The following is a 25,595-nucleotide window of genomic DNA, read 5'->3' as shown; positions in this document are numbered from 1 at the left end:
CGCACGCCGCCCGCCCGGGCCGCGCCCAGGCCCCGCCCGGCCCGCCCAGGGCCCGCTCAGATGCCGTGCGGCAGGCTCGTGCGGTCCAGCTCCCGCAGGGCGCGGTCCACGAGTTCCGGGTCCGCGCCCGGCTCGCTGCGCACCTCGAGCACCTCGCGCCTGGCGGCGGCGAGCAGCTCGGCGTACAGGGCGTCGATCTCCCGCACCCGCCTGGTGCGTTCGACGGTGCTCTGCCGCATCCGGTCCTCCGCCACCCCGGGGGAGATCCGCACGCCGATGTCGTAGGCCCGCCGCACCAGCGCCTCGGAGACCTCCTCCGGCAGGTCCTGGCGCCGCTCGATCTCGGCGAGCCGCCGCTTGGCCGCCCGGGAGGCCCGCAGCGCCAGCTCGTTGCCGAACGCCTCCTCCACGTCGCGGTCCGCCCGCACCCCGAGCCTGACCGTGAGCCTGGGCAGGGTGAGCCCCTGGGCCACGAGGGTGACCAGGACGATCACGAAGGCGACGAAGATGAGGGCGTCCCGCTGGGGGAACGCGCCCCCGTCGTCCACCCGCAGCGGCAGCGCGAGGGCGAGCGCCACCGTGGCCACCCCCCGCATCCCCGACCACCACATCACCACCGTCTCGCGCCGGCTCAGCGGCACGTCGTCGGTGGAGTGCGCCCGCTTGCGCACCCACTGGGTGAGCCAGGCCGCGGGCAGCAGCCACAGCAGCCGCACCCCGAGCACCACCACCAGCACGAGCGTCGCGGTGGGCAGCAGCCGGTCCCAGCGGTGCCCCGTGGTGTCGAGCACGCTGTGCAGCTCCAGGCCGATCAGGCCGAAGGCGACGCCCGTCACCAGGGTGTCGACGACCTCCCAGAAGCTGGCGCCGGTCAGCCGGCCGGCCACGTCGTCGGGGTCGGTGGCCTGCTCGCCGAGGTAGAGGGCCATGACGAGGACCGCGAGCACCGCGGAGCCGTGCAGCTGCTCCGCCACCGTCCAGGCGACGAAGGGCAGCACCAGCGTGAAGCCGACGCGCAGGGTGACCTCGCCGAACAGCGGGCGCAGCCGGGCGGTCACCCAGCCGAGCGCCAGGCCCACCGCGATCGCCACGACCGCCGAGAGCAGCAGGTCGAGCAGGGCCTCGCCGAGCGAGAAGGAGCCGGAGACCACCGCCTCCACCGCCACGTTGTACATGGTGATCGCGGCGACGTCGTTGAACAGGCCCTCCCCGGCCAGCACCGAGACCATCCGCCGCGGCAGCCCCAGCTGCCCGGCCACCGCGGTCGCGGCGATGGGGTCGGGCGGCGCGACCAGCGCGCCGAGCGCGATCGCCGCGGCCACCGGCAGGCCGGGCAGGGCCGCCCAGGTCACCGCCGCGACGGCGGCCGTGGTGACGAAGACGAGCGCCACGGCCAGCAGCAGGATGGGGCGCAGGTTCGCCGTGAACTGCCGCCAGGAGGTGCGCCGCGCCGCGGCGAACAGCACGGGCGGCAGCACCAGCGGCAGGATCAGCTCGGGGTCAAGCTCCAGCCGCGGCACGAAGGGCAGGAACGCCAGCAGCCCGCCGAGCACGGTCGTCAGCACCGGCGGCGGCAGCGTGAGCCGTTCGCCCAGCGGCACCGTGACCAGGGCGCCGAGCAGCAGGATGAGAAGCAGGGTCAGCTGGTCCACGGCGGGCCGGCCGGTCTCAGGAGCTCTCGGCCCTGAGCGTGTCCAGCGCGGCCGCCAGATCGGCCGGATACTCGCTGACGAACTCCACCCGGCGGCCGTCGGCGGGATGGGCGAAGCCGAGGCGGACCGCGTGCAGCCACTGCCGGTTCAGCCCCAGACGCCTGGCCATCGTGGGATCGGCCCCGTAGGTGAGGTCCCCGGCGCAGGGGTGCCGGTGGGCGGACATGTGCACCCGGATCTGGTGCGTGCGCCCCGTCTCCAGCTTGATGTCGAGCAGGCTGGCGGCCCGGAACGCCTCGATGAGGTCGTAGTGGGTGACCGCGGGCTTGCCGTCGGCGGTCACGGCCCACTTGTAGTCGTGCTGCGGATGGCGGCCGACCGGCGCGTCGATGGTGCCGCTGAGCGGGTCGGGGTGGCCCTGCACCAGCGCGTGGTACCGCTTGTCGACCGTCCGGTCGCGGAACTGCTGCTTCAGCCGCGAGTAGGCGAGTTCCGACTTGGCCACCACCATCAGGCCCGAGGTGCCGACGTCGAGCCGGTGCACGATGCCCTGCCGCTCCGCGGCGCCCGAGGTGGCGATTCGGAAGCCGGCGGCGGCCAGGCCGCCGATCACGGTGGGCCCGCTCCAGCCGGGGCTGGGGTGGGCGGCCACGCCGACCGGCTTGTCGACCACCACCAGGTCCTCGTCGTCGTGGACGATCCGCATGCCCTCGACCGGCTCGGCCTCGACCTGCACCGGGACGGGCGGCGGCGGCAGCTCCACCTCAAGCCAGGAGCCGCCGCTGACCCGTTCCGACTTGCCGACCTCGGCGCCGTCGATCCTGACCTTGCCCGCGGCGGCGAGCTCGGCGGCCTTGGTCCTGGAGAAGCCGAGCAGACGGGCGAGCGCGGCGTCCACCCGCTCCCCCTCAAGTCCCTCCGGTACGGGCAGTGCGCGGGTCTGCGGAGTCTCGGGAAGCGTGCTCACCTGACCGAGTATGCCGGACGGAGCGTCAGTCCTGGTGCACGGTCCCGTCGGGGTCGAGGCCGCGGAAGGACAGCAGGACGATGAGGATTCCGCCGCAGACGATCGCCGAGTCGGCCAGGTTGAAGACCGCGAAGTAGCGGGGCGCGATGAAGTCCACCACGTGCCCCTCCAGCGCGCCGGGCGCGCGGAAGACGCGGTCGGTCAGGTTGCCGAAGGCCCCGCCGAGCAGCAGCCCGAGCGCGATCGCCCAGGGCAGGCTGCGCAGCCGCCTGGCCAGCCGGATGATCACCACGATGACGGTGGCGGCGATGCAGGTGAAGACGATGGTGAGGGCGGAGCCGATGCCGAAGGCGGCACCGCCGTTGCGGATCGCCTCCAGGCGCAGCCACCGGCCGAGGAGGTCCACGGGCTCCTCGTGCTCCAGCCACTCGACCACCATGATCTTGCTGACCAGGTCGAGCAGGTAGGCGACGGCGGCGACGCAGACGAGGACGGCGATCCGCCGCCGGCCCCGCGGCGCGGGCGGCTCCGCCTCGGTGGTGCCGCCCTCGTCCGCCCGCCCTGGCAGCTCGTCCGCGGCCGCCTCAGCGGCGGCCCTGGGCTCGTCGGGTGTCTCGATGATCCGCTCCGCCTCGCTCACGGGTTGAGGGTACGACACGGGCGTGCGCGGGGCTGCGGCCCGTCACGGCCTCCGCTCCTGCTTCTGCTTGCAGTCCACGCACAGGGTGGCCCGCGGGAAGGCCTGCATCCTGGCCTTGCCGATGGGGTTGCCGCAGTTCTCGCACAGGCCGTAGGTGCCCGCGTCGATGCGTCCCAGGGCCCGCTCCGTCTGGTAGAGCCGCTCCCTGGCGTTGGTGGCCAGGGCCAGCTCGTGTTCCCTGGTGACGTTCTTGGTGCCGGTGTCGGCCTGGTCGTCGCCTGCGCCGTCGCCCGAGTCGCGCATGAGGCCGGTGAGGGCCTCCTCGGCGGCGGAGATCTCCGCGCGGAGCATGTCGGCCTCCGCCGTGAGCTCGCCCCGCGCCTGGGCCACCTCCTCCGGCGTCCACGGGTCCTCGCCCGACCGCACCGCGAGTTCGCCTGGTTCGACCGGCACCCGGGCCGGCGGGGCCGCGGTGGCCGACTGGCCCGTCGCGCTCTTCTTCGTTGCCACCTTCTTGGCTCCTGTCTTCCGGCCGACGTGCTCCGCCGTGTGCTGCGCCCCCGCGGTGGTCGCGGGGGCCGGTCCTGCTGCCCCGGGTCGTGCCCGGGTACCGCCCCGGTCGCGCCCGGGTGCGTCTTCGGTTGTGCCCGCTGCCGTCGCGGGCCGATCGGATGGTGCGCCGGTACTGTCCGGGTGGTGCCCCGGTCCTGCTCGGTGGTGCTCGGGTGCTGCCCTCCGCGCCGCCTCCGCGCCGCCTCCGCGCCGCCTTCCGCCGCCCCCGCCACGGCCCGCCGCGGCGCTGGGGCCCGGCAGGGACCGCGGGCGGGACCGCGGAGGACCGCGGGCGGGCCGTCGCGGCGCCGGTCCCTGCGGGTGCGGAGGCGTCCCGGCGCCCGCCGCTCCCTGCCTCCCGCCCCGGGCAACGGCCCCCTCCCCTGTGGTGATCTTGCGGGCGAATCGTGTCCGGAACGATAAGTCGACTCGGGGCGCGCAGCAACGACAACGCGCCGGTACCCCTGCGTTGTGCCCCACCCGGCCCCGGAATAAGCCGGTCGCCGCCCCCGCGGGGGCCCCTTACACTGGTGGGGCAGCGAAAGGCGTTGATGGGGACAGGTAGCGTCGTCGGCGGCCGTGAGCGACCTGGGGTTGGTGTGAGCCCAGGGGCGCGCGCGACGTGAGGATCACCCCGGAGCCGCCGGAAGAAAGCCCAGCGGTACCCAAGGCCACCCGCCCCCGGACTCGCCCCGCGCGCCTCCGGGAGCCGGGCCCCGGGCCGCCCGGGCGAGTAGACCCGGCTTCGCGGCCCAATGAGCGGGTGGGGGGCAGGGCTGTGCGCAGCCAGGTCCCCGGCCAAGGAGGGTGGTACCGCGGGAGCGCCGAGCTCTCGTCCCTCCGTCGGAGAACACAAGCTGGTGTCCGCCGGAGGACGATCCGATGCCGCAGTACCGCCACGTCCCCGCCCAGGTCGACCTGCCCGCGCTCGAACACGCGGTGCTCGACCTCTGGCAGGAGAACAAGACCTTCGCGCGCAGCGTGGAGCAGACCGAGGGCCGCCCCGAGTGGGTCTTCTACGAGGGCCCGCCCACGGCCAACGGAATGCCGGGGGCCCACCACATCGAGGCCAGGGTCTTCAAGGACATCTTTCCCCGCTACCGGACCATGCGCGGCTACCACGTGCTGCGCAAGGCCGGCTGGGACTGCCACGGCCTGCCGGTCGAGCTGGCCGTGGAGAAGGAGCTCGGCTTCACCGGCAAGCAGGACATCGAGGCGTACGGCATCGCGGAGTTCAACGCGAAGTGCCGCGAGTCGGTCACCCGGCACACCGACGCCTTCGCCACCCTGACCCACCGCATGGGCTACTGGACCGACCTGGACAACGCCTACTGGACCATGAGCCCGGACTACATCGAGTCCGTGTGGTGGTCGCTGAAGCAGATCTTCGAGGCCGGCCTGCTCGGCCAGGACGACCGGGTGGCCCCCTGGTGCCCGCGCTGCGGCACGGGCCTGTCCGACCACGAGCTGGCCCAGGGCTACGAGACCGTCGTCGACCCCTCGGTATACGTCCGCCTCCCGCTGACCTCGGGCCCGCTCGCGGGCGAGGCGGCCCTGCTGGTGTGGACGACCACGCCCTGGACGCTGCCCTCCAACACCGCGGTGGCCGCCCACCCCGAGGTGACCTACGTGGAGGCGACCGACGGCCACGAGCGCCTGGTCGTCGCCGAGCCGCTCCTCGGCAAGGCCCTCGGCGAGGGCTGGACGGCAACCGGCCGGTCCTTCACGGGCGCCGAGATGGAGCGCTGGGCCTACCGGCGCCCCTTCGAGCTGGTCGACTTCGGCGGCGCCGACGCGCACTTCGTGGTGACCGCCGACTACGTCACCACGGAGGACGGCACCGGCCTGGTGCACCAGTCCCCGGCCTTCGGCGAGGACGACCTGCAGACCTGCCGTCGCTACGGCCTGCCCGTGGTGAACCCGGTCCGCCCCAACGGCTCCTTCGAGGAGGGGCTGCCGCTGGTCGGCGGCCAGTTCTTCAAGAAGGCCGACGAGGCCCTGGTCGCGGACCTGCGCGAGCGCGGCCTGCTGCTGCGCCACGTCGCCTACGAGCACAGCTACCCGCACTGCTGGCGCTGCCACACCCCGCTGCTCTACTACGCACAGCCCTCCTGGTACATCCGCACCACCCGGGTCAAGGAGGCCCTGCTGCGGGAGAACGAGGCGACCACCTGGCACCCGGACTCGGTCAAGCACGGCAGGTACGGCGACTGGCTGAACAACAACGTGGACTGGGCCCTGTCGCGCAACCGCTACTGGGGCACCCCGCTGCCGATCTGGCGCTGCCAGGACGGCCACCTCACCTGCGTCGGCTCGCTGGCCGAGCTGAGCGAGCTGACCGGCGCCGACCAGTCCGGGCTCGACCCGCACCGCCCCTACATCGACGAGGTGGTCTTCCCCTGCCCCGCCGAGGGCTGTGCGCACCGGGCGAGCCGCGTGCCCGAGGTCATCGACGGCTGGTACGACTCGGGCGCGATGCCCTTCGCGCAGTGGGGCTACCCGCACCGCAACCGCGAGGAGTTCGAGAAGCGCTACCCGGCGCAGTACATCTGCGAGGCGATCGACCAGACCCGCGGCTGGTTCTACACGCTGATGGCCGTGGGCACCCTCGTCTTCGGCCGCTCCTCCTACGAGAACGTGGTCTGCCTCGGCCACATCCTCGCCGAGGACGGCCGCAAGATGTCCAAGCACCTGGGCAACATCCTGGAGCCCATCCCGCTGATGGAGCGGCACGGCGCCGACGCGGTCCGCTGGTTCATGGCCGCAGGCGGCTCCCCCTGGTCCGCCCGCCGCGTGGGGCACGGCACCATCCAGGAGGTGGTCCGCAAGACCCTCCTCACCTACTGGAACACGGTCGCCTTCCAGGCGCTGTACGCCCGCACCGCGGGCTGGGCGCCCGGCCCGGACGATCCGGCGCCGGCCGACCGGCCGCTGCTCGACCGCTGGCTGCTCAGCGAGCTGAACGCCCTGGTGGAGACGGTCACCAAGGCCATGGAGGACTACGACACCCAGCGCACGGGGAAGCTGATCTCCACCTTCGTCGAGGACCTCTCCAACTGGTACGTCCGCCGTTCGCGCCGCCGTTTCTGGCAGGGCGACGCGGCGGCGCTGCGCACCCTGCACGAGGCGCTGGAGACGGTGACGCGGCTGATGGCCCCGCTGGTCCCGTTCATCACGGAGCGGGTCTGGCAGGACCTCGTGGTGCCGGTGACCCCCGAGGCGCCGGACTCGGTGCACCTGGCCGCCTGGCCCGAGGCCGACCCGAGCCTGGTCGACGCCGACCTGTCCCGGGACATGCTGCTGGTGCGGCGCCTGGTGGAGCTGGGCCGCGCCACCCGCGCCGAGTCCGGCGTGAAGACGCGGCAGCCGCTCTCCCGGGCCCTGGTCGCCGCCCAGGGCTTCGAGCTGCTCGGCGACGATCTGCGCGAGCAGATCGCCGAGGAGCTGAACGTGACGGCCCTGGCGTCGCTCTCCGACATGGGCGGCTCGCTGGTCGACACCTCGGCCAAGGCCAACTTCCGCGCCCTGGGCCGCCGTTTCGGCAAGCGCACCCAGCCGGTCGCGAAGGCCATCGCCGAGGCGGACGCCGCCGAGCTCTCCGCCGCGCTGCGGGCCGGCACCGCCGCCGTCGAGGTGGAGGGCGAGCGGGTGGAGCTGAGCCCGGAGGAGGTCGTCATCACCGAGACCCCGCGCGAGGGCTGGTCCGTGGCCTCCGACGCCGGCGCCACGGTGGCGCTCGACCTGGAGATCACGCCGGAGCTGCGCCGGGCCGGCCTGGCGCGGGAGGCGATCCGGCTGATCCAGGACGCCCGCAAGAACAGCGGCCTGGAGGTCGTCGACCGGATCGTGGTGCGCTGGCGGGTGCTGGACGAGGAGATGGGCCGCGCGCTCGCCGAGCACCAGGCCCTGATCAGCTCGGAGGTGCTGGCCACCGACTTCGCCGAGGGAGAGGGCGAGGGCGAGTTCGGCGAGCCCTTCGGCGACGAGTCCCTGGGCGCCGTCTTCCGGCTCCGCAAGGCCTGAGGCCCCCGCGGCCGAACGCGGCGAGCGGAAACGGCACGAGGAACGGCCGGAACGGCCAAGGAAAAGGGGCGGGGCCCGGACCAGGTGGTCCGGGCCCCGCCCCTCGATATGCCGTGGAGCCTATGCCCCGCCGCTCAGTTGTCGTCCTCGTCGATGAGGAAACCGCGCATCGGGGAGGGCGCCTGCTGCATCGGCTGCGGACCCTGCGGCCGCACCGGAGCCATCGGCTGGGTCATCGCCGGCGACATCTGCTGCTGCCCACCGTAGGAGGGCGGGCCGCTCGGGCCGCCGTGCCCGCCCATCGGCTGCCCACCCATGGGCTGGTTGCCGCCCATCGTCTGGTGACCACCGCCCGGGCCGGCCGGCGCGCCCGCCGAGGCCAGCGAGGGCGAGGGGGACGGCGGCAGCGAGGGGGCGGAGGGGGAACGCGGCGGGGCGAGCGAGTCGTCGGACTGGCTCTCCAGCTGACGCAGCTGGCTCTCCAGGTAGGACTTCAGCCGCGTGCGGTACTCGCGCTCGAAGCCGCGCAGGTCCTCGACCTTGCGCTCCAGCGTCGCGCGGGCGGACTCCAGCGAGCCCATCGCCACGCGGTGCTTCTCCTGCGCGTCCCGCTCCAGGGCGTCGGCCTTGGCACGGGCGTCCCGCTCCAGGCCCTCGGCCCGGCTGCGCGCCTCGCCCACGATCTTGTTCGCCTCGGAACGGGCCTCCGCGATCGCCTGGTCGGCGGTCTGCTGCGCCAGCGACAGCACGCGCGCGGCGCTCTCGTTGCCGCCGGGCTGCTGCATCTGCGGCGGGCCGCCGAGACCGGGGCCGTGGTTGCCCATCGGCACCGGGGCGCCGGGGTGACCCTGCGGACCCCCCTGACCCATCGGGCCGCCCTGGCCCATCGGGCCCTGCCCCATCGGCCCCATCTGTCCCATGGGCCCGGGGCCGCCGGGGCCCATCTGCCCCATCGGGCCGGGACCGCCCGGGCCCATGCCCTGGCCCATCGGGCCGGGACCCCCGGGGTGCCCCTGCTGTCCGCCGGGGCCTGCGGGCAGCTGCGGCGGGCCGCCCATCTGCTGCTGCGGGCCGCCCTGCGGTCCGGATATGGCCGGCATGGGTCCGCCCTGGCGTTCCTGCTGCTCGGGAGGCTTGCGCAGGTTCTGCTGATTCTGGGCAGCGGCCCGGGTGGCGGCGGCCAGCTTGGCGCGCAGGTCCTCGTTCTCCCTGAGCAACCGGGTCAGCTCTGCCTCGACCTCGTCGAGGAAGGCATCGACCTCGTCCTCGTCGTAGCCTTCTCGGAGACGGACGGTCGTGAACTGCTTGTTCCGCACGTCCTCGGGGGTCAACGGCATCTCTTCACCTCAACGTAATTCGTCGGCATATCGGCAAGACCGTACTCGTTCACAGCCAGGCCACGACGTTGATCAGGATGTAGACGATGATCATCAGTACGAAGAACGACAGATCAAGCGCCACACCCCCGAAACGCAGGGGAGGGATGACCCTCCGCAGCGCCTTCAGCGGCGGATCGGTGACAGTGTAGGTCGCCTCCAGGGCCACGACCATCGCCTTGCCCGGCTGCCATGACCTCGCGAACATGAAGACGTAGTCCATCACCAACCGGAAGAGCAGCAGGGCCAGCAGACAGTACAAGGCAATCAGGATCACCTGCTGAACGATGCCCATCCTGCCTGTCCCTCTCCCCTGTGCTCTCCGTCCCGGACCTCGGACCGGGACCTCGTGGTCCTGTTGTTTCCGTCAGCTCTGGTTGAAGAACCCACCCTCTGCGATGCGGGCCTTGTCCTCCGCCGTTACGTCGACGTTAGCAGGCGACAGGAGGAAGACCTTCTGCGTCACCCGCTCGATGCTGCCATGGAGACCGAAGACGAGACCAGCAGCAAAGTCGACAAGTCGCTTTGCATCCGTGTCATCCATCTCGGTCAGATTCATGATCACCGGGGTCCCCTCGCGGAAGTGTTCCCCGATGGTACGGGCCTCGTTGTAGGTCCTGGGGTGCAGCGTCGTGATCCGGTAGGGCTCCCGCTCCGAGACGACCTTGGGCATGATCACGGGCGCGCTCTTCTCCATGTTGTGTCGGTCGTGCTGTCGTTCGGATGTGATGGAAGACACGGGAGCGATCCTCCCCGGCCGTCTGCTTTCCGCCAGGATCGGGGCCGGCGTGGGCTCCGTCTCCCGCTGCGCCGGGGGGTGCGCCACGCGCACCGGCTCCTCCGGCCGGTCCCGCCCCTGGGTGTCCAGCGCCTGCTGGCGCCGCCCCCGCTCGGGCTCCGGCTCGGGTTCGAACTCGTCATCGGGGCCGTACCCCGGGCGGTCGTAGCCGTCGTCCTCCACGAGGCCGAGGTAGACCGCCATCTTGCGCATCGCGCCAGCCATCGACTGCGTCCTCCGCTCTGTGGTGGATCGGCTCCGGCCGTCGCGGCCCCGGATGATCCACGTAACCTGCCCGAATCCCTCGGGAATGACCATATTTTCGGCTGGTGGTCCCCCGCCTGGCGACGTTACCCGAGCGTGGGGCGCACGCCGAGTACCGCGCTTCCAACCCTTACGTGTGTCGCTCCCGCAATGATCGCCTCCTCCAGGTCCGCGCTCATACCCGCCGACACCATGTTCGCAGCAGGATGCCGCTCGCGCAGGCTCCTTGAGATTTCCCCGATTCGTTCGAAAGCGGCGGCCGGCGCACCGGCGTACGCGCCGGACAGGGGTGCGACCGTCATCAATCCGGCCAGCCGCAGGCCGGGGGCCGCGGCCACCGCGTCGGCCAACTCCGCGACCCCCTCGGGGGCCACGCCGCCCCGGCCGGAATCCCCGGCCGCGCCCGGGGCTCGCCCCTCCTTCTCCAGGGCCACCTGGATCAGGCAGTGCAGGGGCCCGCGCCCCCGTCTCGTCGCCGCGGAGGACAGCGCCGACACCAGCCTGAGCCGGTCGACGGAGTGCACATAGTCCGCGTAACTCACCACGGAACGCACCTTGTTGGTTTGCAACTGCCCCACAAAGTGCCAGTTCAGGGGAAGATCCGCGCAGGCCGCGGCCTTCGGTCCCGCCTCCTGGTCCCGGTTCTCCGCGAACTGCGTGAGGCCGAATCCGGCCAGTTCCCGCACGTCCTCGGCCGGATACGTCTTGCTGACCACCACCAGCGCGACCTCGGAGCGCGCGCGCCCCGCCGTGTCACACGCGCGGGAGATGCGCTCCTCCACCCGGGCGAGATTCGCGGCCAGTTCGGTCACGCGCCCGGCGCGCGTCCCGCTCACCGCGCGATCCAGACGTAGCTGGCCTGACGCCCCGTGACCCGCTCCCTGCGGTAGGAGAAGTGGTCGGCGGACTCCAGGGTGCACACCGGGGAGAGCCGCACCTCCCGCACGCCGCACGCGGCGAGTTGCCGGGCCACCCCGGCGGGAATGTCGATGGCGGGGGTGCCCCGCCCGGTGGTGGCGCCGCTGCCGGGCACCGTCCGCTCGGCCTCCGCGCGCATCTCCTCCGGCACCTCGTAACACCGGCCGCAGACCGCGGGCCCGGTGCGCGCGAGGATGCGCTCGGGGCGCGCCCCCAGGGCGCACATCGCCTCGACGGTCGCGGGCACCACCCCGGCCAGCAGCCCGGGGCGCCCGGCGTGGGCCGCGCCCACGACCCCGGCCCCCGGGTCGGCGAGCAGCACCGGCGTGCAGTCGGCGGTCAGCACGGCGAGCGCGAGCCCGGGGCGCGCGGTCACCACCCCGTCCGCCTCGGGCGGGCCGTCCCCGGTCCAGGGCGCGTCGGCGGTCACGACCTCGCGCCCGTGGACCTGGCGCATCCAGCGCACGTCGGTGGGGTCGAGGCCCAGTTCCTTGGCCGCCAGCTCGCGGTTCGCGCGGACGGCCGCGGAACGGTCGCCGACCGCGCCCCCCAGGTTGAGCGTCTCGTAAGGAGCGGCGCTCACCCCGCCCCACCTGTCGGTGAAGGCGAAGTGCGCGCCGCCTGCGGTGTGCTGCTGCTCTATCACGTGGCTCACGTGGAAATGGTCTCGCGGAGTTCCCCGGGCTCGGCCCGGGTCACTTGAGGAAATCGGGGACGTCCAGCTCCTCGATCTGCCCGCCGTCGTAGGGCCTGGCCCCCGGCACCTGCGGGCCCGAGCCCTTCAGCGGCTCCCGGGCCGGGTCGGCCGGCGCGCCCTCGCCCTCGCGGTCCCCGAGCGGACCCGGGTCGCGGCTGGGCAGCGTGCCGAGGCCGCCGAACGAACTCCGCTCCGGCTCCGGCTCGGGGGCGCCGCGGTCCCCGAAGGAGGAGGTCTCCTCCTTGGCGCCGTACGCGCCGAGCACCTTGTCCCTGCTGCGGGCGGGCGGCTGGCCGCCGTCGAAGCCGGCGGCGATCACGGTGACCCGCACCTCGTCGCCGAGGGCGTCGTCGATGACCGCGCCGAAGATGATGTTGGCCTCGGGGTGGGCGGCCTCGCTGACCAGCTGGGCCGCCTCGTTGATCTCGAAGAGGCCGAGGTCGGAGCCGCCGGAGATGGAGAGCAGCACGCCGCGGGCGCCGTCGATGGACGCCTCGAGCAGCGGGGAGGAGATCGCCATCTCGGCCGCGGCCACCGCGCGGTCGTCGCCGCGGGCGGAGCCGATGCCCATCAGCGCGGAACCCGCCTCGGACATCACGGACTTGACGTCGGCGAAGTCGAGGTTGATGAGGCCGGGGGTGGTGATCAGGTCGGTGATGCCCTGGACACCGGACAGCAGCACCTGGTCCGCGGACTTGAAGGCGTCGAGCACGCTGACCTGGCGGTCCGAGATGGACAGCAGCCGGTCGTTGGGGATGACGATGAGGGTGTCGACCTCGTCGCGGAGCCTGGCGATGCCGTCCTCGGCCTGGTTGGCCCGCCGGCGGCCCTCGAAGGTGAAGGGGCGGGTGACCACGCCGATGGTCAGCGCGCCGAGCGAGCGGGCGATGTTCGCGACGACCGGGGCGCCGCCGGTGCCCGTGCCGCCGCCCTCCCCCGCGGTGACGAAGACCATGTCGGCCCCCTTGAGGACCTCCTCGATCTCCTCCCGGTGATCCTCGGCAGCCTTGCGCCCCACGTCGGGGTCGGCGCCCGCCCCGAGTCCCCGGGTGAGCTCGCGGCCGACATCGAGCTTGACGTCGGCATCGCTCATCAGCAGCGCCTGCGCATCGGTGTTGATCGCGATGAACTCGACGCCCTTGAGACCGACCTCGATCATCCGGTTGATGGCGTTGACGCCACCGCCGCCGATACCGACGACCTTGATGACTGCGAGGTAGTTCTGCGGTGCTGCCACGTCGAAGGCCTCTCGCCTCGATTTACGTGTCGCCGCTCCGCGTGAGCCGCAGTGCGCCGACTGATGCCGATGGGGCGCGTGATAGGCCGCCCCGAACCCTAACGCTTCAGTTTAGGGTTACCTGTGCGTCGTGTTCTTTGGATTCCTCGGAACGGACACTAAGTCGACAAGTGGTACGCGTTCAACGAACACGCCGAACCTCCTGTTTTTCTTTTCACCCTATGTGATCACGCCCTGCGGAAGCCAACCAGGGGCCTGGCCTGCGGCGATGCGTCCCGGTTTCATCCGTCAACCCTCCGCGGACGCCGGGGCGGTGGGCGCGCTGACGTCGAAGTACCGTGCGTCCCCGGCCACTTTCATGACCGCCAGGAGGGCGGCCACCTTCGCCTCCGGCCGTTCCGCGCTCCCCCAGCGCACCGTGCGGTCTCCCGACAACTCCAGCGTGATGGAGTCGTAGGAGGCCACCCTGATGGCGCGCAGCTCGCCGCGGAGCTCTTCGGGCAGCGCGACGGCCACGGACACGGCCGCGCGGCGAATGCGGTCCTCGCCGAATCGGCGCAGGCTGGGACTCGGCTCCAGGTCGAGGTCGAGCAGCGGCACCCCCGGCAGGGCCTCGGCGGCCTCCGCGAAGACCACCCCGTGCGCGTCGACCTCGCGGTAGCCCCCGGGAATCGGGATCAGCGCCTGCGCCTCGCGCTCGGTGACCTTCAGGGAGACGCCGTGCGGCCAGGCCCGGACCACCCGGACCGACTCCAGGCGCGGCAGCCGCTCCAGCAGCCGGTCGCGCACTGCGTCCTTGTCCAGCGAGGCCATCGGGGAGTTCAGCGGCACGTCGGCCGCGCCGAGGATCTGGTCCGCCGTCAGCTCGTGCGGCCCGCCGGTCCAGTGGACCGAGACCCGCTCGATGCGCAGCCAGCTCGACCCGTAGAGCGCCCAGGCGCCGAATCCGCCCAGGGCCACGGCCGACACCAGCAGCAGGGCCAGCAGCCGCCGCCGCGGCCGGCCGCCGCCCCGGCGCCGCAGGCGGAGCCTGGACCGGGCGGCCGGCCGGCGGTCGCTCGTGCCGCGCTGTGCGGTCGTCGCTCCGGCCACGCTCCCTCACTTCCCGCGTTCTTCGACGTCCCTGGGACCGTTCGTTCCCGCCTGCCCCCCGCGGCCGGCCCGGGCTTCCCCGGGCCGGGCCCGGGGCCGCGCCCCGGCGGGCTCAGCCGCGGCGGGCCGAGATCGCCTCGTAGACCATGCCGAGCAGCAGCTCGTCGGCGTCCCTGCGGCCGAACTCGGCGGCGGCGCGGGACATCGCCAGCAGCCGGGCCGGGTCGGTCAGCACCGGCAGGACGTTGGCCCTGACCCACTCCGGCGTGAGCTCCGCGTCGTCGATCAGCAGGCCGCCCCCGGCCTTCACCACCGGCTGGGCGTTGAGGCGCTGTTCGCCGTTGCCGATGGGCAGGGGGACGTAGGCGGCGGGCAGGCCGACGGCGGAGAGCTCGGCGACGGTCATCGCGCCGGCCCGGCAGAGCATCATGTCGGCCGCGGCGTACGCGAGGTCCATCCGGTCCACATACGGTAGCGGCAGATAGGGCGGCATGCCCGGCATGGTGTCGATCTGCGGCAGTTCGTTTTTCGGGCCGACGGCGTGCAGCACCTGGACGCCCGAGCGCTGCAGCAGGGGAACGACGGCGGCGATGACCTCGTTCAGCCGCCGCGCCCCCTGGGAGCCGCCGGAGACCAGGAGCGTGGGCAGGTTGGCGTCGAGCCCGAAGGCGGCGCGCGCCTCGTAGCGGACCGCCGCCCGGTCGAGGGTCGCGATCGAGCGGCGCAGCGGAATGCCGACGTAACGGGCGTGCCGCAGCTTGCTGTCCGGGGTCGAGACGGCCACGAAGCGCGTGTAGCGGGCGCCGATGCGGTTGGCGAGCCCGGGGCGGGCGTTGGCCTCGTGGACGACGATCGGAATCCGCTGGCGGCGGGCGGCGAAGTAGCCGGGCAGCGCGACGTAGCCGCCGAAGCCGACGACGCAGTCCGCCTTGGTGCGTTCGATGATCTCCTCGGCGGCCTTCACGGTGCCGCGCAGGCGCCCGGGAACGGTGAAGAGTTCGGGCGTCGGCTTCCGCGGCAGCGGGACGGCGGGGATCAGGCCCAGCTCGTAGCCGCGTTCCGGCACCAGGCGCGTCTCCAGGCCGCGTTCCGTGCCGAGCGCGGTGATGCCCACGGTCGGGTCGTGCCTGCGCAGGGCGTCCGCGAGGGCGAGCGCGGGCTCGATGTGGCCGGCGGTCCCCCCGCCGGCGAGGACAACATGCACCGAATTTCACCGCTCTCCGGACGGCGTCTTCTTCGCACGCCGTCTCATCGTCTTCCATCTCAGCCGAGGTCCCCGCATGGCCAGGGCGGCCCTGGCCGCAGGATCGCTGCGGGCGAAGGCGATGAGCAGCCCGACGGCGAACATGGTGGGCAGCAGGGCGGAGCCCCCGTAGGAGAACAGCGGCAGGGGCACACCGGCGATGGGCAGCAGGCCCAGCACCGCGCCGATGTTGATCACGGTCTGGGTCATCAGCCAGGCCGTCACCCCTCCCGCGGCATACCTCACGAAGGGGTCCTCCGTGCGTCCGGCCACGCGGATACCCGCATAGCCTAGAGCCGCGAAGAGACCGAGGACCGACAGCGTCCCCGCCAGGCCGAGCTCCTCCCCGGTGATGGCGAAGATGAAGTCCGTGTGGGGTTCGGGGAGTTCGCCCCATTTCTCCACGCTCGCCCCGAGCCCGGAGCCGAACCAGCCGCCCGAGGCGAGGGCGTAGATGCCGTGCACGCCCTGCCAGCAGATGTCGTCGGGGCCCGGGTCGGTGGCGCCGACACAGGCGAGGCGATCCATGCGGTGGGGGCTGGTGGCGATGAAGAGGGCGCCGAGCAGGGCGCCCGCGCCGAGCACCGTGGCGAACAGCCGGGTGGGCGCCCCGGCCAGCCACAGCAGGCTGAAGAGGATGGCCACCAGGATCACCACCGTGCCCATGTCGCCGCCGATCATCACCAGGCCGCAGACCAGCAACGCGCCGGGGACCAGCGGGATCAGCAGGTGCCGCCACTGGGTCAGCAGCCGCTTCTCGCTCTTGCGGGCGAGCAGGTCGCCGCCCCACAGCAGCAGGGCGAGCTTGCCGAACTCGCTCGGCTGGAGCTGGAAGGAGCCGCCCAGGGAGATCCAGTTGGTGCTGCCGTTGACCTGGACGCCGATGCCGGGCACCTGGACGAGGAGCAGCAGGACGACGGAACAGGCCAGGAAGGGATAGGTGAGGGCGCGCAGCAGCCGCAGCGACATCCGGGAGGCGAGGAACAGCAGGACGGCGCCCATGGCCGCGGCGAGCAGCTGCTTCCTGAAGTAGAACGTGGCGGGCAGGTCGTAGCGCAAGGCCTGGATCTGGGAGGCGGAGAAGACCATCACCAGGCCGAGCAGGGTGATGAGCAGGGTGGTGCCCATGATGACGTAATAGGCCGTCAGCGGGCGGTCCCAGGCGCGGCGGGCGCGGGCGACGAACCGCGGGGCCCGGGGCGGGCGCGGCGCGCGCGGGTCGCGGGAGAGGGGGCCGCGCGCCAGGGGCCCGCGCCGGGGGGCGCGTGGCTCGGAACGGCGGGGCGCCTGCTCGCGTTGCGCCCCGCGCGCCGCGAACCCCGCGCCGGCGGGCAACGCTCCGGCTCCCGCTCCGGCGGGCACCGCGGCCCGCCCGCTGGTGATCGGCCCGCGGAGCGCCCACGGGAACGTCCCCACGCGCCGGGTCGCCGCCCGGCCGTCTTCGGCTCTCATTCCTGCCCCCCTGCCCGGTCCCTTCGGCCCTCGCCGCCGCTGTGCCCCTCCCGGCCCGCCGGCCGTGCCGGGCCCGCGCCCGCGGGCGGCGCGGCGCGGCGGGCGCCCGGCGGTGCCCCCATGATCGCCCGCGCCGGCCCGGCGGCGGCCGAGGGGGGGCCGGCCTGGGCCGGGGCCGGTGGTGCGAGCGGTCGATGCGCGGGCGGTCGCGTCGCCCGGGCGGCTGCCGTCATGCCGTGCCCCTCCTCAGCCCCGGGCCGGCGGCCGGGTGCGGGGCCGTCGGCGCTACTGCTTCGTCTCGGCCCGGTCTGCGGCCAGGGCCCTGACGGCGGCGGCGAAGGCGTCGCCGCGCTCGTTGTAGTTGGTGAACATATCCATCGAGGCGCAGGCCGGGGCCAGCAGAACGGTGTCGCCCTGGCGGGCCAGCCGCGTCGCCTCGTGGACCGCCGCCGCCATCGCACCAGTGTCGGTCCGGTCGAGGTCGACGACCGGCACATCGGGGGCGTGTCGCGCCAGCGCCGCCGCGACCAGGGCGCGGTCGGCGCCGATGAGGACGGCGCCGCGCAGCCGCGGGGCGGCCGCGCGCACCAGGTCGTCGAAGGAGGCCCCCTTGGCCAGGCCCCCCGCGATCCAGACCACCGACCCGTACGCGGCCAGGGAGGCCTCGGCGGCGTGGGTGTTGGTGGCCTTGGAGTCGTCCACGTAGGCCACGCCCGCCACCTGCGCGACGTGCTGGATGCGGTGGGCGTCGGGGGTGAACGCGCGCAGCCCGTCGCGGACCGCGTGCGGCGGCACGCCGAAGGCGCGGGCCAGGGCGGCGGCGGCCAGGGCGTTGGCCACGTTGTGCGGGGCGGGCGGGTCGATGTCGGAGACCTCGGCCAGCTCCTGGGCCTGGTTGCGCCGGTCCGCGACGAAGGCGCGGTCGGCCAGGACGCCGTCCACCACGCCGAGTTCCGAGGGCCGCGGCAGGCCGAGGGTGAAGCCGATCGCCCGGCAGCCCTCGACGACGTCCGCCTTGCGCACCAGGTCCTCGGTGGCCGGGTCCGCGGCGTTGTAGACGCAGGCCACCTCGTTCCCCTCGTAGATGCGGCCCTTGTCGGCCGCGTAGGCGGCCATCGAGCCGTGCCAGTCGAGGTGGTCGGGGGCCAGGTTGAGCACCGCGGCGGAGTGCGGGCGCACCGAGGGGGCCCAGTGCAGCTGGTAGCTGGAGAGCTCGACGGCGAGCACGTCGTAGGGCGGGTCGGCGAGCACGGCGTCCAGGAGCGGGGAGCCGATGTTGCCCACCGCGGCGGTGCGCAGGCCCGCCGCGCCGAGGATGGCGGCGAGCATGCGTACGGTGGTGGTCTTGCCGTTGGTCCCGGTGACGGCGAGCCAGGGGGCGGGCGCGCGGCCGTCCAGGTCGCGCAGCCGCCAGGCGAGTTCGACGTCGCCGATCACCTCGGCGCCCACGGCCCCGGCGGCGGCGAACAGCGGGCTGTCCGGCCGCCAGCCGGGGGAGGTGACCACGCATTGGGTGCCCTCGGGCAGCGTCGCGCCGTCGCCCAGCCGGCTCTCGATGCCCTCCGCGGCGAGTTCGGCGGCGGCGGAGCGCTGGCGTGCGCCCTCGCCGCCGTCGACGACGGTGACCAGGGCGCCGAGCCGGGCGAGCGCGCGGGCCGTGCTGACGCCGCTGACGCCGAGCCCGGCCACGGTCACCCGCAGGCCCGCGAACGCCTCGGCGCCCGCGCGCTCCCCGGTGCCCTGCCGCCGGGCCCCCGGCACGGCCTGCCCGCTCTGCCCGTTTCGTCCGGGTGTCATGGTCACCAGTCTGCCACCCAGGTGCCGTAGAAGATGCCGATGCCGACGATGACGCAGATGCCCTGGATGATCCAGAATCTGACGACGACGAGGACCTCGCTCCAGCCCTTCAGCTCGAAGTGGTGCTGGAGCGGGGCCATTTTGAACACGCGGCGCCCGGTGAGCCGGAAGGAACCGACCTGGATCACCACGGACATGGTGATGATGACGAACAGGCCGCCCAGGATGGCCAGCAGCAGTTCGGTACGGGAGACGATCGCCAGGCCGGCGAGCGCGCCGCCGAGCGCGAGCGAGCCGGTGTCCCCCATGAAGATCTTGGCGGGCGAGGTGTTCCACCACAGGAAGCCGAAGAGGGCCCCCATCAGCGCGGCGGCCACGATGGCCCCTTCGAGCGGGTCGCGCACCTCGTAGCAGGAGGCGCCCGCGGTGGCGCGGTCGGCGCAGGTCTGGCCGTACTGCCAGACGCCGATGAAGACGTAGGCGCCGAAGACCATCACGGAGGCGCCGGTGGCCAGGCCGTCGAGGCCGTCGGTCAGGTTCACGCCGTTGGACATGGCGAGCACCATGAACAGGGCCCAGAGCACGAAGAGCACGGGGCCGATGCTCCAGGCGAAGTCCTGGGTGAAGGACAGGTGCGTGGAGGCCGGGGTCAGGTCGCGCTTGTCGGCGAAGTTGAGCGAGAGGATCGCGAAGGCGACGCCGACGATGAACTGCCCCAGCATCTTGGCGCCCGCCCGCAGGCCCAGGCTGCGCCGCCGCACGATCTTGATGTAGTCGTCGAGGAAGCCGACCAGGCCCATGCCCGCCATGAGGAAGAGGACGAGCAGGCCGGTGATGCTCGGCTGCTCGCTGGTGGCGATCTTGGTGGCCGCGTAGGCGATCAGCGTGGCGAGGATGAAGGCGATGCCGCCCATGGTGGGCGTGCCGCGCTTGCTGTGGTGGTCGCGCGGCCCGTCGTCGCGGATGTACTGCCCGTATCCCTTGCGGGCCAGGAGCTTGATGAGCAGCGGCGTGCCCACCAGCGTAAGGAAAAGCCCGATCGCGCCGGAGAAGAGGATCTGCCTCATCGGGCGGCGACCTCGCCCTCGACGCCGTCGGCGTCGCTTGCCAGGGCGATGGCGACCTGCTCCAGGCCCACCGCCCTGGACGCCTTCACCAGCACCACATCTCCCGGCCGCAGCTCACCACGCAGCAGCTCCACCGCTGCCTGAGCGTCGGACACGTGCACCGACTCCTCACCCCACGAACCCTCGTTCTTGGCGCCCATGTCCAGCCAGGCGGCCTCCTGGCCGCCGACGGACACGAGCCTGCTGACGTTGAGCCGGACGGCGAGCCGTCCGACCGCGTCGTGCTCGGCGAGCGCGTCGTCGCCGAGCTCGGCCATCGGGCCGAGCACCGCCCACGTGCGGCGCCCTCGCCCCATGGCCACGAGAGCGCGCAGTGCCGCCCGCATGGAGTCGGGATTGGCGTTGTAGGCGTCGTTGACGATCGTCACGCCGTCCGCTCGCTCGGTGACCTCCATCCGCCACTTCGAGAGCGGGCCCGCGGTGGCGAGCGTTTCGGCGATCGCCTCGGCGGACATGCCTGCCTCATGCGCAACGGCCGCAGCGGCAAGCGCGTTCGACACGTGGTGCTCACCGTACAACCGCATCGTCACATCGGCGCACCCGGTGGGGGTGATCAAGCGGAACGCGGGGGTGCCCTGCGGGGACAGCCGGACGTCCTCGGCGCGGATCGCGGCGTCCGTCGAGGTGGGGCTCTCGCCGAACAGCAGCACCCTGGCCCGGGTGCGGGCCGCCATGGCCCGCACCAGCGGATCGTCGGCGTTCAGCACGGCCACGCCGCCCTCCTCCGCCGGCGGCAGGGCCTCCACCAGCTCGCCCTTGGCGGTGGCGATGGCCTCCTTCCCGCCGAACTCGCCGATGTGGGCGGTGCCGACGTTCAGGACGACGCCGATGCGCGGCGGGGTGAGCGAGGTGAGGTAGCGGATGTGGCCGATGCCACGTGCGCCCATCTCCAGCACGAGGTAACGGGTGCCGGCCTCGCCGCGCAGCGCGGTCAGCGGCAGGCCGATCTCGTTGTTGAACGAGTCGGGCGTCCACACGGTGGGGCCGCTGCGGCGCAGCAGCTGGGCGATCAGGTCCTTGGTGCTCGTCTTGCCCGCCGAGCCGGTCAGGGCGACGACGGTGGTGCCGAGAAGCCCCACCACGTGCCGGGCGAGGGCGCCCAGGGCCGCGGTGACGTCGGGGACCACGACGGCGGGCACGCCGACGGGCCTGGTGGCCAGCACGACGGCGGCGCCCGCCTCGACGGCGCGCGCGGCGAAGTCGTGCCCGTCGACGCGCTCGCCCGGCAGGGCGGCGAAGAGGGACCCGGCCTCGACCAGCCTGGAGTCGATGACCACGGGCCCGGTGACGCGGGGTGGCGGCTCCGGTATGTCGTGCGGCTCTCCCCGCACGACAGAGATGAGCTCAGCAACGGGAAGGGGGATCACTTCAGCGGGCCTCGCCTGGCGTTGGGGTCTTGGGGTCATACGAGCCGTGCCGCTCGATGGCGGCGCGCAGCTCCACGCGGTCGTCGAAGGGCCGGATCACTCCGGCGATGTCCTGTCCCTGCTCGTGCCCCTTGCCCGCGATCAGAACGGTGTCCCCCGGCCGCGCGCGCGCCACGGCGGCCTCGATGGCGGCGGCGCGTTCCTCTTCGACGAGCACGGTTCCGCGCTCGTGCGCGGGCACCTCGGCGGCGCCGGCGAGCATCGCGGCGAGGATGGCGAGCGGGTCCTCGGAACGCGGGTTGTCCGAGGTGAGCACGGCGGTGTCGGCCAGCCTGGCGAGCGCGGCGCCCATCGCGGGGCGCTTGTGCGGGTCGCGGTCGCCGCCGCAGCCGAGGACGGCGTGCAGGCGTCCCTCGGTCACCTTGCGCAGGGCGTGGAGCACGGACTCCACGGCGTGCGGCTTGTGGGCGTAGTCCACGACCGCCAGGTAGGGCTGTCCCGCGTCGACGCGCTCCAGGCGGCCGGGCACCCCGGGCACGGCCGCGATGCCCTCGGCCGCGGTCTTGGGGTCGACCCCGGCCACGGTGAGGGCGACCAGCGCGGCCAGGGCGTTGGCCACGTTGAAGGGGCCGGGCAGCGGGGCGGCGGCAGGGACCCGCACGCCCTCGGGGCCCACGGCGGTGAACGTCGAGCCGAGGCTGCCGATCTCGACGTCCTCGGCGCGCCAGTGGGCGTCGGGGTGGCCCTCGGCGGAGTACGTGGTGACGGGGACCGTCGCCTCGCGGGCCAGCCGGCGGCCGTACTCGTCGTCCAGGTTGACCACCCCGGCCAGGGAGCGGGCCGGGGTGAACAGCTGGGCCTTGGTCCGGTAGTAGTCCTCCATGTCCGGGTGGAAGTCCAGGTGTTCCGGGCTGAGGTTGGTGAAGACGGCGACGTCGAAGACGCAGCCGTCGACGCGGCCGAGGGCGAGGGCGTGGCTGGAGACCTCCATGGCGACCGCCCGCACCCCGCGCTCGCGCATGACGGCGAACAGCGCCTGCAGGTCGGTGGCCTCGGGGGTGGTGTGCTGCGACGCGAGGCGCTCGTCGCCGATCCTGGTCTCCACCCCGCCGATCAGGCCGGTGGCGCCGGAGGCGGGGGCCGTCTCGGCGGAGCGGCGCAGGCCGCCCTCGACGAGGTAGGTCGTCGAGGTCTTGCCCGAGGTGCCGGTGACGCCGATCTGCAGCAGGTCGCGGCCCGGCTCCCCGTAGATCGCGGCGGCGAGGGCGCCCATCCGGCGGCGCGGCTCTGGCACCGTGAACACGGGCAGCCCGGTGGCCGCCGCGCGCTCGGCCCCGGCCGGGTCGGTGAGGACGGCCACGGCGCCCAGGGTCGCGGCCTGGGCCGCGAAGTCGGCGCCGTGGAAGCGGGCGCCGGGGAGGGCGGCGTACACGTCGCCGGGAACCACCGCCCGCGAGTCGTGGGTGATGCCGGTGACCTGCAACCGCCCGTCCTGGCCCCCGGCCGTGCCACCGGGGCCCGCGGGACGCGTGCCGAGCAGTGCGGCCAGCTCGGCCAGGGCCACCGGCCGCACCTCGCGCGGGCGGGGCGCCGACGGAGTCTGATCGTGTGGCACGGCGGTGAGCGTACCCGGCGTGCCCGGGGTGGAGCTAAACGAGGTGGACCCGTCGGTGATCGTTCTCACGTGCCTGTGCTCCGCTCGTTCGGTTCGTCGGTCAGGTCGTTCTTCGGTCTGCTTCGGTCACCCGGCCGTCACTCGCCCGGGTCGAAGGTCACCGGGAGCCCCGCGAACTCCTCGCCGGTGGGAGCGACGTGCAGGGCCGCCAGGGCGAACTGCATGACCTCGTTGAACACCGGCCCGCAGGTCTCGGTGCCGGTGTACCCGCCCACCGTCGGGTTCTGCAGGGCGCAGTACACGGTCACCCTGGGCTCGTCCGCGGGGGCGAACCCGGCGAAGGAGGGTGTGTAGCCACGGTACGTGCCGGTCTCCGGGTCCACCCGGTTCGCGGTGCCCGTCTTGCCGGCGACGCGGTAGCCGGGAATCCGCGCGGAGTGGCCGGTGCCCTGGTCGCTGGCGACGACGGTCTCCAGCATCTCGGTGAGCTGCCGGGCGGTGTCCTCGCCGACGACGCGCGTCCGTTCGGGTGGCGGCGCGGGCTCGTAGTCGCCGTCGGGGCCCGTGGTGCCGCGGACCAGGGTCGGGGTGATGCGCTCGCCGCCGTTGGCGATGGTCGAGTAGACGGAGGCGGCCTGCACGGCGTTGATGGACAGGCCCTGGCCGAAGGGGATCGTGTACTGCTGCGCGCTGTCCCAGTCGCCGGGCTCGGCGAGGATGCCCGGGGTCTCGCCCGGGAAGCCGAGTCCGGTGGGCTGCCCGAGGCCGAACGCCCGCAGGTAGCGGTAGAGCACCTGATTGGCCTCTTCCTGGGTGTCGCCCAGTTCGCCCGCGGCGAGGATGGTGCCGATGTTGCTCGATTCGGCCAGCACGCCGGCGAGGGTGAGGTAGAGGGTCTCGTGTTCGACGTGGTCGGCGAAGTTCCGGTCGGCGCGCGGCAGCCGGTTGGGCACGGTCACGTGGGTCCCGGGGGTGGCCGCCCCCTCCTCCAGGATCGCGGCCATCGTCATGACCTTGCTGGTGGAGCCGGGCTCGAACGCGTCCTGCAGGGCGGGCTCGCCGAGGTTGCCCGGGTCGGCGTGGGCGATGTCGTTGGGGTCGTAGCCGGGGGCGCTCGCCAGGGCGAGCAACTCGCCGGTGCGGGTGTCCTGCACCACGACGTAGCCGCCGTCGGCGGCCGAGCGCTCGACCTGCTCCTCGATGGCGCGTTGCGCGGCCCACTGGATGTCGCGGTCGAGGGTCAGCTCCATGTCCATGCCGGGGACGGCCGGGTCCTCGCGCTCGCCGGCGGTGGGCACGCGGCGCCCGCCGGACTGGGCGTAGGTGACCGTGCCGTCCTCGCCGGAGAGTTGCCCGTCGAGCTGGGCCTCAAGGCCGGCGCCGCCGTGGCCCTCGCTGTTGACGAAGCCGAGCACGGCCGCGGCGAGGTCGTCGTTCGGGTAGAGCCGCTTGGGGTGGTCCTCGGCGAAGACGCCGGCGAGCACCTGGGCGCCGGTGCCCTTCTCGGCCTGCTCGGCGAGGTTGGCGCGCAGGTCCTTGATCTGCCGCCAGGTCTGCGGGGTCTGCTGGCGGGCGAGGACGGCGTAGCGGGACTGCGGGTCGTCCAGCAGGTCGCGCAGCTCCTCCTCGTCCCGGTCGAGCACCGGGGCGAGCAGGGCCGCCGCCTGGGCCGGGGCGTCGTCCACCCCGGTCACCTCGGCCGTGAAGAGGGAGGGGTCGGCGGTGATGTCGTAGGCGTCGACCGTGGTGGCCAGGGCGTTGCCGTTGCGGTCGGTGATGTCGCCGCGTTCCGCGGCAAGCGGCACGGTGACGTAGCGGTTGACCGCGGCCTGGGCGGCGTAGGAGTCGGCGCCGACGGCCTGCACCTGGATCAGGCGCACGCCGAAGGCGAGCATGACGAGGGTCAGGCCGAGGCCGACGAGGCGCAGCCGGGGCCGGGGGCTGCCGAGCCGCAGCGTGCCCTCGCCCGGGCGCGGGCCCTGCGCGCGGGGGCCGCCCGGCGCGCGGGACCACCGGGCGCGCGGGGGCTCGGGCGCCTCGCCGCCGTTTCTGGCCGGGCGCCGGGGGCGCGGTGGGCGCGGGTCGCTGCTCATCGGCTCTCCCCTCCGGCGGAGCTGGTCGGGGTTCGGGCGGGGGACGGGGACGCGGCGGCCTGCCCCTCGGCCGCCGGCGGCGCGAAGGCGGGCGGGGGCGCCGCGGACTGCGAGGGCCGCGGGGACCGCGTGTCCCGCGCGGAGGGGGCGGCGGGCGCCGGGCTCGCGCCGGGCGGGGTGGGGGCCGTGCCGGGCGAGGCGCGCCCCGCCTCGGGGGCCACCGGCGGCAGGCTGGTGGCCCCGGACCCCGGGGTGCCGCCCCCGCTCTGCCCGCCGGAGCCGGCGGACTCCCCCGCGTCCCCCGGGTTCCCCGAGCCGGTGGGGCTGGGCGCGGGGGTGGGGTCGGTCTCGCCGAGCAGGGCGCCGTCCTCGCCGAGGAACGCGGGCGGTCCCGCGGGCACCATGCCGAGTTCCCGGGCGCGCTCGGCGAGGGTCTCCGGGTCGGCGTACGCGTCCACCTCGGCCTGGAGTTCCTGCTGCTCGTCGGTCAGCTCCTGGGTCTCCTTGCGGAGTTCGCTCAGCTCGAAGGAGCCCTCGTTCAGCGCCGCGTTGAGCAGCAGCAGCCCGAGCATGCCGGAGCCGAGGAGCAGCACCACGAGCACGACGAAGGGGGTGCGGGCCGCGGTGGAGGAGCCGCGCGGGATGAGGCCGGCCAGCCGGGCCAGCCGCTGCTGGGGCGTGGGGCTCTCGCGTTCCTGGGGCACC

General features: G+C 73.7%; 20 protein-coding genes. 1 reads left to right on the top strand and 19 read right to left on the bottom strand.

Going from position 1 to position 25,595, the window contains the following annotated elements; translation table 11 throughout:
* Window positions 1-56: 56 nt before the first annotated feature.
* From D7294_RS12785 to D7294_RS12770, 4 genes are read right to left on the bottom strand one after another with little or no spacing between them, the layout of a single operon-like run.
* The gene (locus D7294_RS12785; protein WP_120678942.1) at window positions 57-1,652 is read right to left on the bottom strand and encodes a Na+/H+ antiporter; all 1,596 of its coding nucleotides are present in this window, start codon (window positions 1,650-1,652) and stop codon (window positions 57-59) included.
* A gap of 16 nt (window positions 1,653-1,668) precedes the next feature.
* Window positions 1,669-2,619 (bottom strand): RluA family pseudouridine synthase, encoded by a 951-nt coding sequence (locus tag D7294_RS12780; protein WP_120678940.1) that lies wholly within the window; start codon window positions 2,617-2,619, stop codon window positions 1,669-1,671.
* A 25-nt stretch (window positions 2,620-2,644) separates the two neighbouring features.
* Window positions 2,645-3,259 carry a signal peptidase II gene (gene lspA, locus D7294_RS12775; protein WP_120679321.1) on the bottom strand — a complete coding sequence of 205 codons (615 nt, stop codon included), beginning with the start codon at window positions 3,257-3,259 and terminating at the stop codon, window positions 2,645-2,647.
* Window positions 3,260-3,301: 42 nt separating this feature from the next.
* Window positions 3,302-3,769, bottom strand: a complete 468-nt coding sequence (locus tag D7294_RS12770; protein WP_241562316.1) for a TraR/DksA family transcriptional regulator — start codon at window positions 3,767-3,769, stop codon at window positions 3,302-3,304.
* 924 nt (window positions 3,770-4,693) lie between these two features.
* Between D7294_RS12770 and ileS the strand changes: the two genes are divergently transcribed.
* Window positions 4,694-7,834, top strand: coding sequence for an isoleucine--tRNA ligase (gene ileS, locus D7294_RS12765; RefSeq protein WP_120678938.1), 3,141 nt, complete (start codon window positions 4,694-4,696; stop codon window positions 7,832-7,834).
* A 134-nt stretch (window positions 7,835-7,968) separates the two neighbouring features.
* Here ileS and D7294_RS12760 read toward each other — a convergent pair whose 3' ends face one another.
* The 15 genes from D7294_RS12760 to ftsL form a co-directional block, all read right to left on the bottom strand.
* Window positions 7,969-9,171, bottom strand: coding sequence for a DivIVA domain-containing protein (locus tag D7294_RS12760; RefSeq protein WP_120678935.1), 1,203 nt, complete (start codon window positions 9,169-9,171; stop codon window positions 7,969-7,971).
* Between the two features lie 49 nt (window positions 9,172-9,220).
* Entirely contained in the window at window positions 9,221-9,505 is a 285-nt protein-coding gene (locus D7294_RS12755; RefSeq protein WP_120678933.1) for a YggT family protein, read from the bottom strand.
* A 72-nt stretch (window positions 9,506-9,577) separates the two neighbouring features.
* Window positions 9,578-10,213 (bottom strand): cell division protein SepF, encoded by a 636-nt coding sequence (locus D7294_RS12750; protein ID WP_120679320.1) that lies wholly within the window; start codon window positions 10,211-10,213, stop codon window positions 9,578-9,580.
* Between the two features lie 125 nt (window positions 10,214-10,338).
* Complete coding sequence (locus D7294_RS12745; protein ID WP_174248335.1) at window positions 10,339-11,088, bottom strand: YggS family pyridoxal phosphate-dependent enzyme; 750 nt, start codon at window positions 11,086-11,088, stop codon at window positions 10,339-10,341.
* Window positions 11,085-11,816: a peptidoglycan editing factor PgeF gene (gene pgeF, locus D7294_RS12740; RefSeq protein WP_120679317.1), complete on the bottom strand. Its 732-nt coding sequence runs from the start codon at window positions 11,814-11,816 to the stop codon at window positions 11,085-11,087. The genes D7294_RS12745 and pgeF overlap by 4 nt, the downstream gene beginning before the upstream one ends.
* Before the next feature lie 49 nt (window positions 11,817-11,865).
* A complete protein-coding gene (gene ftsZ / locus D7294_RS12735; protein ID WP_120678931.1) occupies window positions 11,866-13,104 on the bottom strand; it encodes a cell division protein FtsZ in 1,239 nt (412 codons plus the stop codon).
* Between the two features lie 288 nt (window positions 13,105-13,392).
* On the bottom strand, window positions 13,393-14,196 hold the full coding sequence (locus D7294_RS12730) for a cell division protein FtsQ/DivIB (RefSeq protein WP_120678929.1): 804 nt from the start codon (window positions 14,194-14,196) through the stop codon (window positions 13,393-13,395).
* 112 nt (window positions 14,197-14,308) lie between these two features.
* Window positions 14,309-15,400, bottom strand: a complete 1,092-nt coding sequence (gene murG / locus D7294_RS12725) for an undecaprenyldiphospho-muramoylpentapeptide beta-N-acetylglucosaminyltransferase (RefSeq protein ID WP_120678927.1) — start codon at window positions 15,398-15,400, stop codon at window positions 14,309-14,311.
* Between the two features lie 6 nt (window positions 15,401-15,406).
* Window positions 15,407-16,774, bottom strand: a complete 1,368-nt coding sequence (ftsW, locus tag D7294_RS12720) for a putative lipid II flippase FtsW (RefSeq protein ID WP_174248346.1) — start codon at window positions 16,772-16,774, stop codon at window positions 15,407-15,409.
* A 402-nt stretch (window positions 16,775-17,176) separates the two neighbouring features.
* On the bottom strand, window positions 17,177-18,688 hold the full coding sequence (gene murD / locus D7294_RS12715; protein ID WP_120678926.1) for a UDP-N-acetylmuramoyl-L-alanine--D-glutamate ligase: 1,512 nt from the start codon (window positions 18,686-18,688) through the stop codon (window positions 17,177-17,179).
* 2 nt (window positions 18,689-18,690) lie between these two features.
* Window positions 18,691-19,755 (bottom strand): phospho-N-acetylmuramoyl-pentapeptide-transferase, encoded by a 1,065-nt coding sequence (gene mraY, locus D7294_RS12710; RefSeq protein ID WP_120678924.1) that lies wholly within the window; start codon window positions 19,753-19,755, stop codon window positions 18,691-18,693.
* Window positions 19,752-21,182 (bottom strand): UDP-N-acetylmuramoyl-tripeptide--D-alanyl-D-alanine ligase, encoded by a 1,431-nt coding sequence (locus D7294_RS12705; RefSeq protein ID WP_120678922.1) that lies wholly within the window; start codon window positions 21,180-21,182, stop codon window positions 19,752-19,754. Before D7294_RS12705 ends, mraY begins: the two co-directional genes overlap by 4 nt.
* A 1-nt stretch (window position 21,183) precedes the next feature.
* Window positions 21,184-22,866, bottom strand: a complete 1,683-nt coding sequence (locus D7294_RS12700; protein WP_120678920.1) for a UDP-N-acetylmuramoyl-L-alanyl-D-glutamate--2,6-diaminopimelate ligase — start codon at window positions 22,864-22,866, stop codon at window positions 21,184-21,186.
* Window positions 22,867-22,934: 68 nt separating this feature from the next.
* On the bottom strand, window positions 22,935-24,890 hold the full coding sequence (locus tag D7294_RS12695) for a peptidoglycan D,D-transpeptidase FtsI family protein (protein WP_120678918.1): 1,956 nt from the start codon (window positions 24,888-24,890) through the stop codon (window positions 22,935-22,937).
* Window positions 24,887-25,594 (bottom strand): cell division protein FtsL, encoded by a 708-nt coding sequence (gene ftsL / locus D7294_RS12690; protein WP_120678916.1) that lies wholly within the window; start codon window positions 25,592-25,594, stop codon window positions 24,887-24,889. Before ftsL ends, D7294_RS12695 begins: the two co-directional genes overlap by 4 nt.
* Window position 25,595 lies beyond the last annotated feature (1 nt).

The sequence above is a fragment of the Streptomyces hoynatensis genome, from assembly GCF_003626535.1.
In the GTDB taxonomy this organism is placed as follows: Bacteria; Actinomycetota; Actinomycetes; order Streptomycetales; family Streptomycetaceae; genus Streptomyces; species Streptomyces hoynatensis.
This window is presented reverse-complemented; position numbering and strand designations above follow the sequence as displayed.

Excerpts from the sequence above, each read along its gene's own strand:
- D7294_RS12755 (WP_120678933.1), bottom strand. The coding sequence starts at position 9,505 with ATGGGCATCGTTCAGCAGGTGATCCTGATTGCCTTGTACTGTCTGCTG.
- murD (WP_120678926.1), bottom strand. The coding sequence starts at position 18,688 with ATGACACCCGGACGAAACGGGCAGAGCGGGCAGGCCGTGCCGGGGGCC.
- mraY (WP_120678924.1), bottom strand. The coding sequence starts at position 19,755 with ATGAGGCAGATCCTCTTCTCCGGCGCGATCGGGCTTTTCCTTACGCTG.
- ileS (WP_120678938.1), top strand. The coding sequence starts at position 4,694 with ATGCCGCAGTACCGCCACGTCCCCGCCCAGGTCGACCTGCCCGCGCTC.
- D7294_RS12750 (WP_120679320.1), bottom strand. The coding sequence starts at position 10,213 with ATGGCTGGCGCGATGCGCAAGATGGCGGTCTACCTCGGCCTCGTGGAG.
- D7294_RS12695 (WP_120678918.1), bottom strand. The coding sequence starts at position 24,890 with ATGAGCAGCGACCCGCGCCCACCGCGCCCCCGGCGCCCGGCCAGAAAC.
- D7294_RS12760 (WP_120678935.1), bottom strand. The coding sequence starts at position 9,171 with ATGCCGTTGACCCCCGAGGACGTGCGGAACAAGCAGTTCACGACCGTC.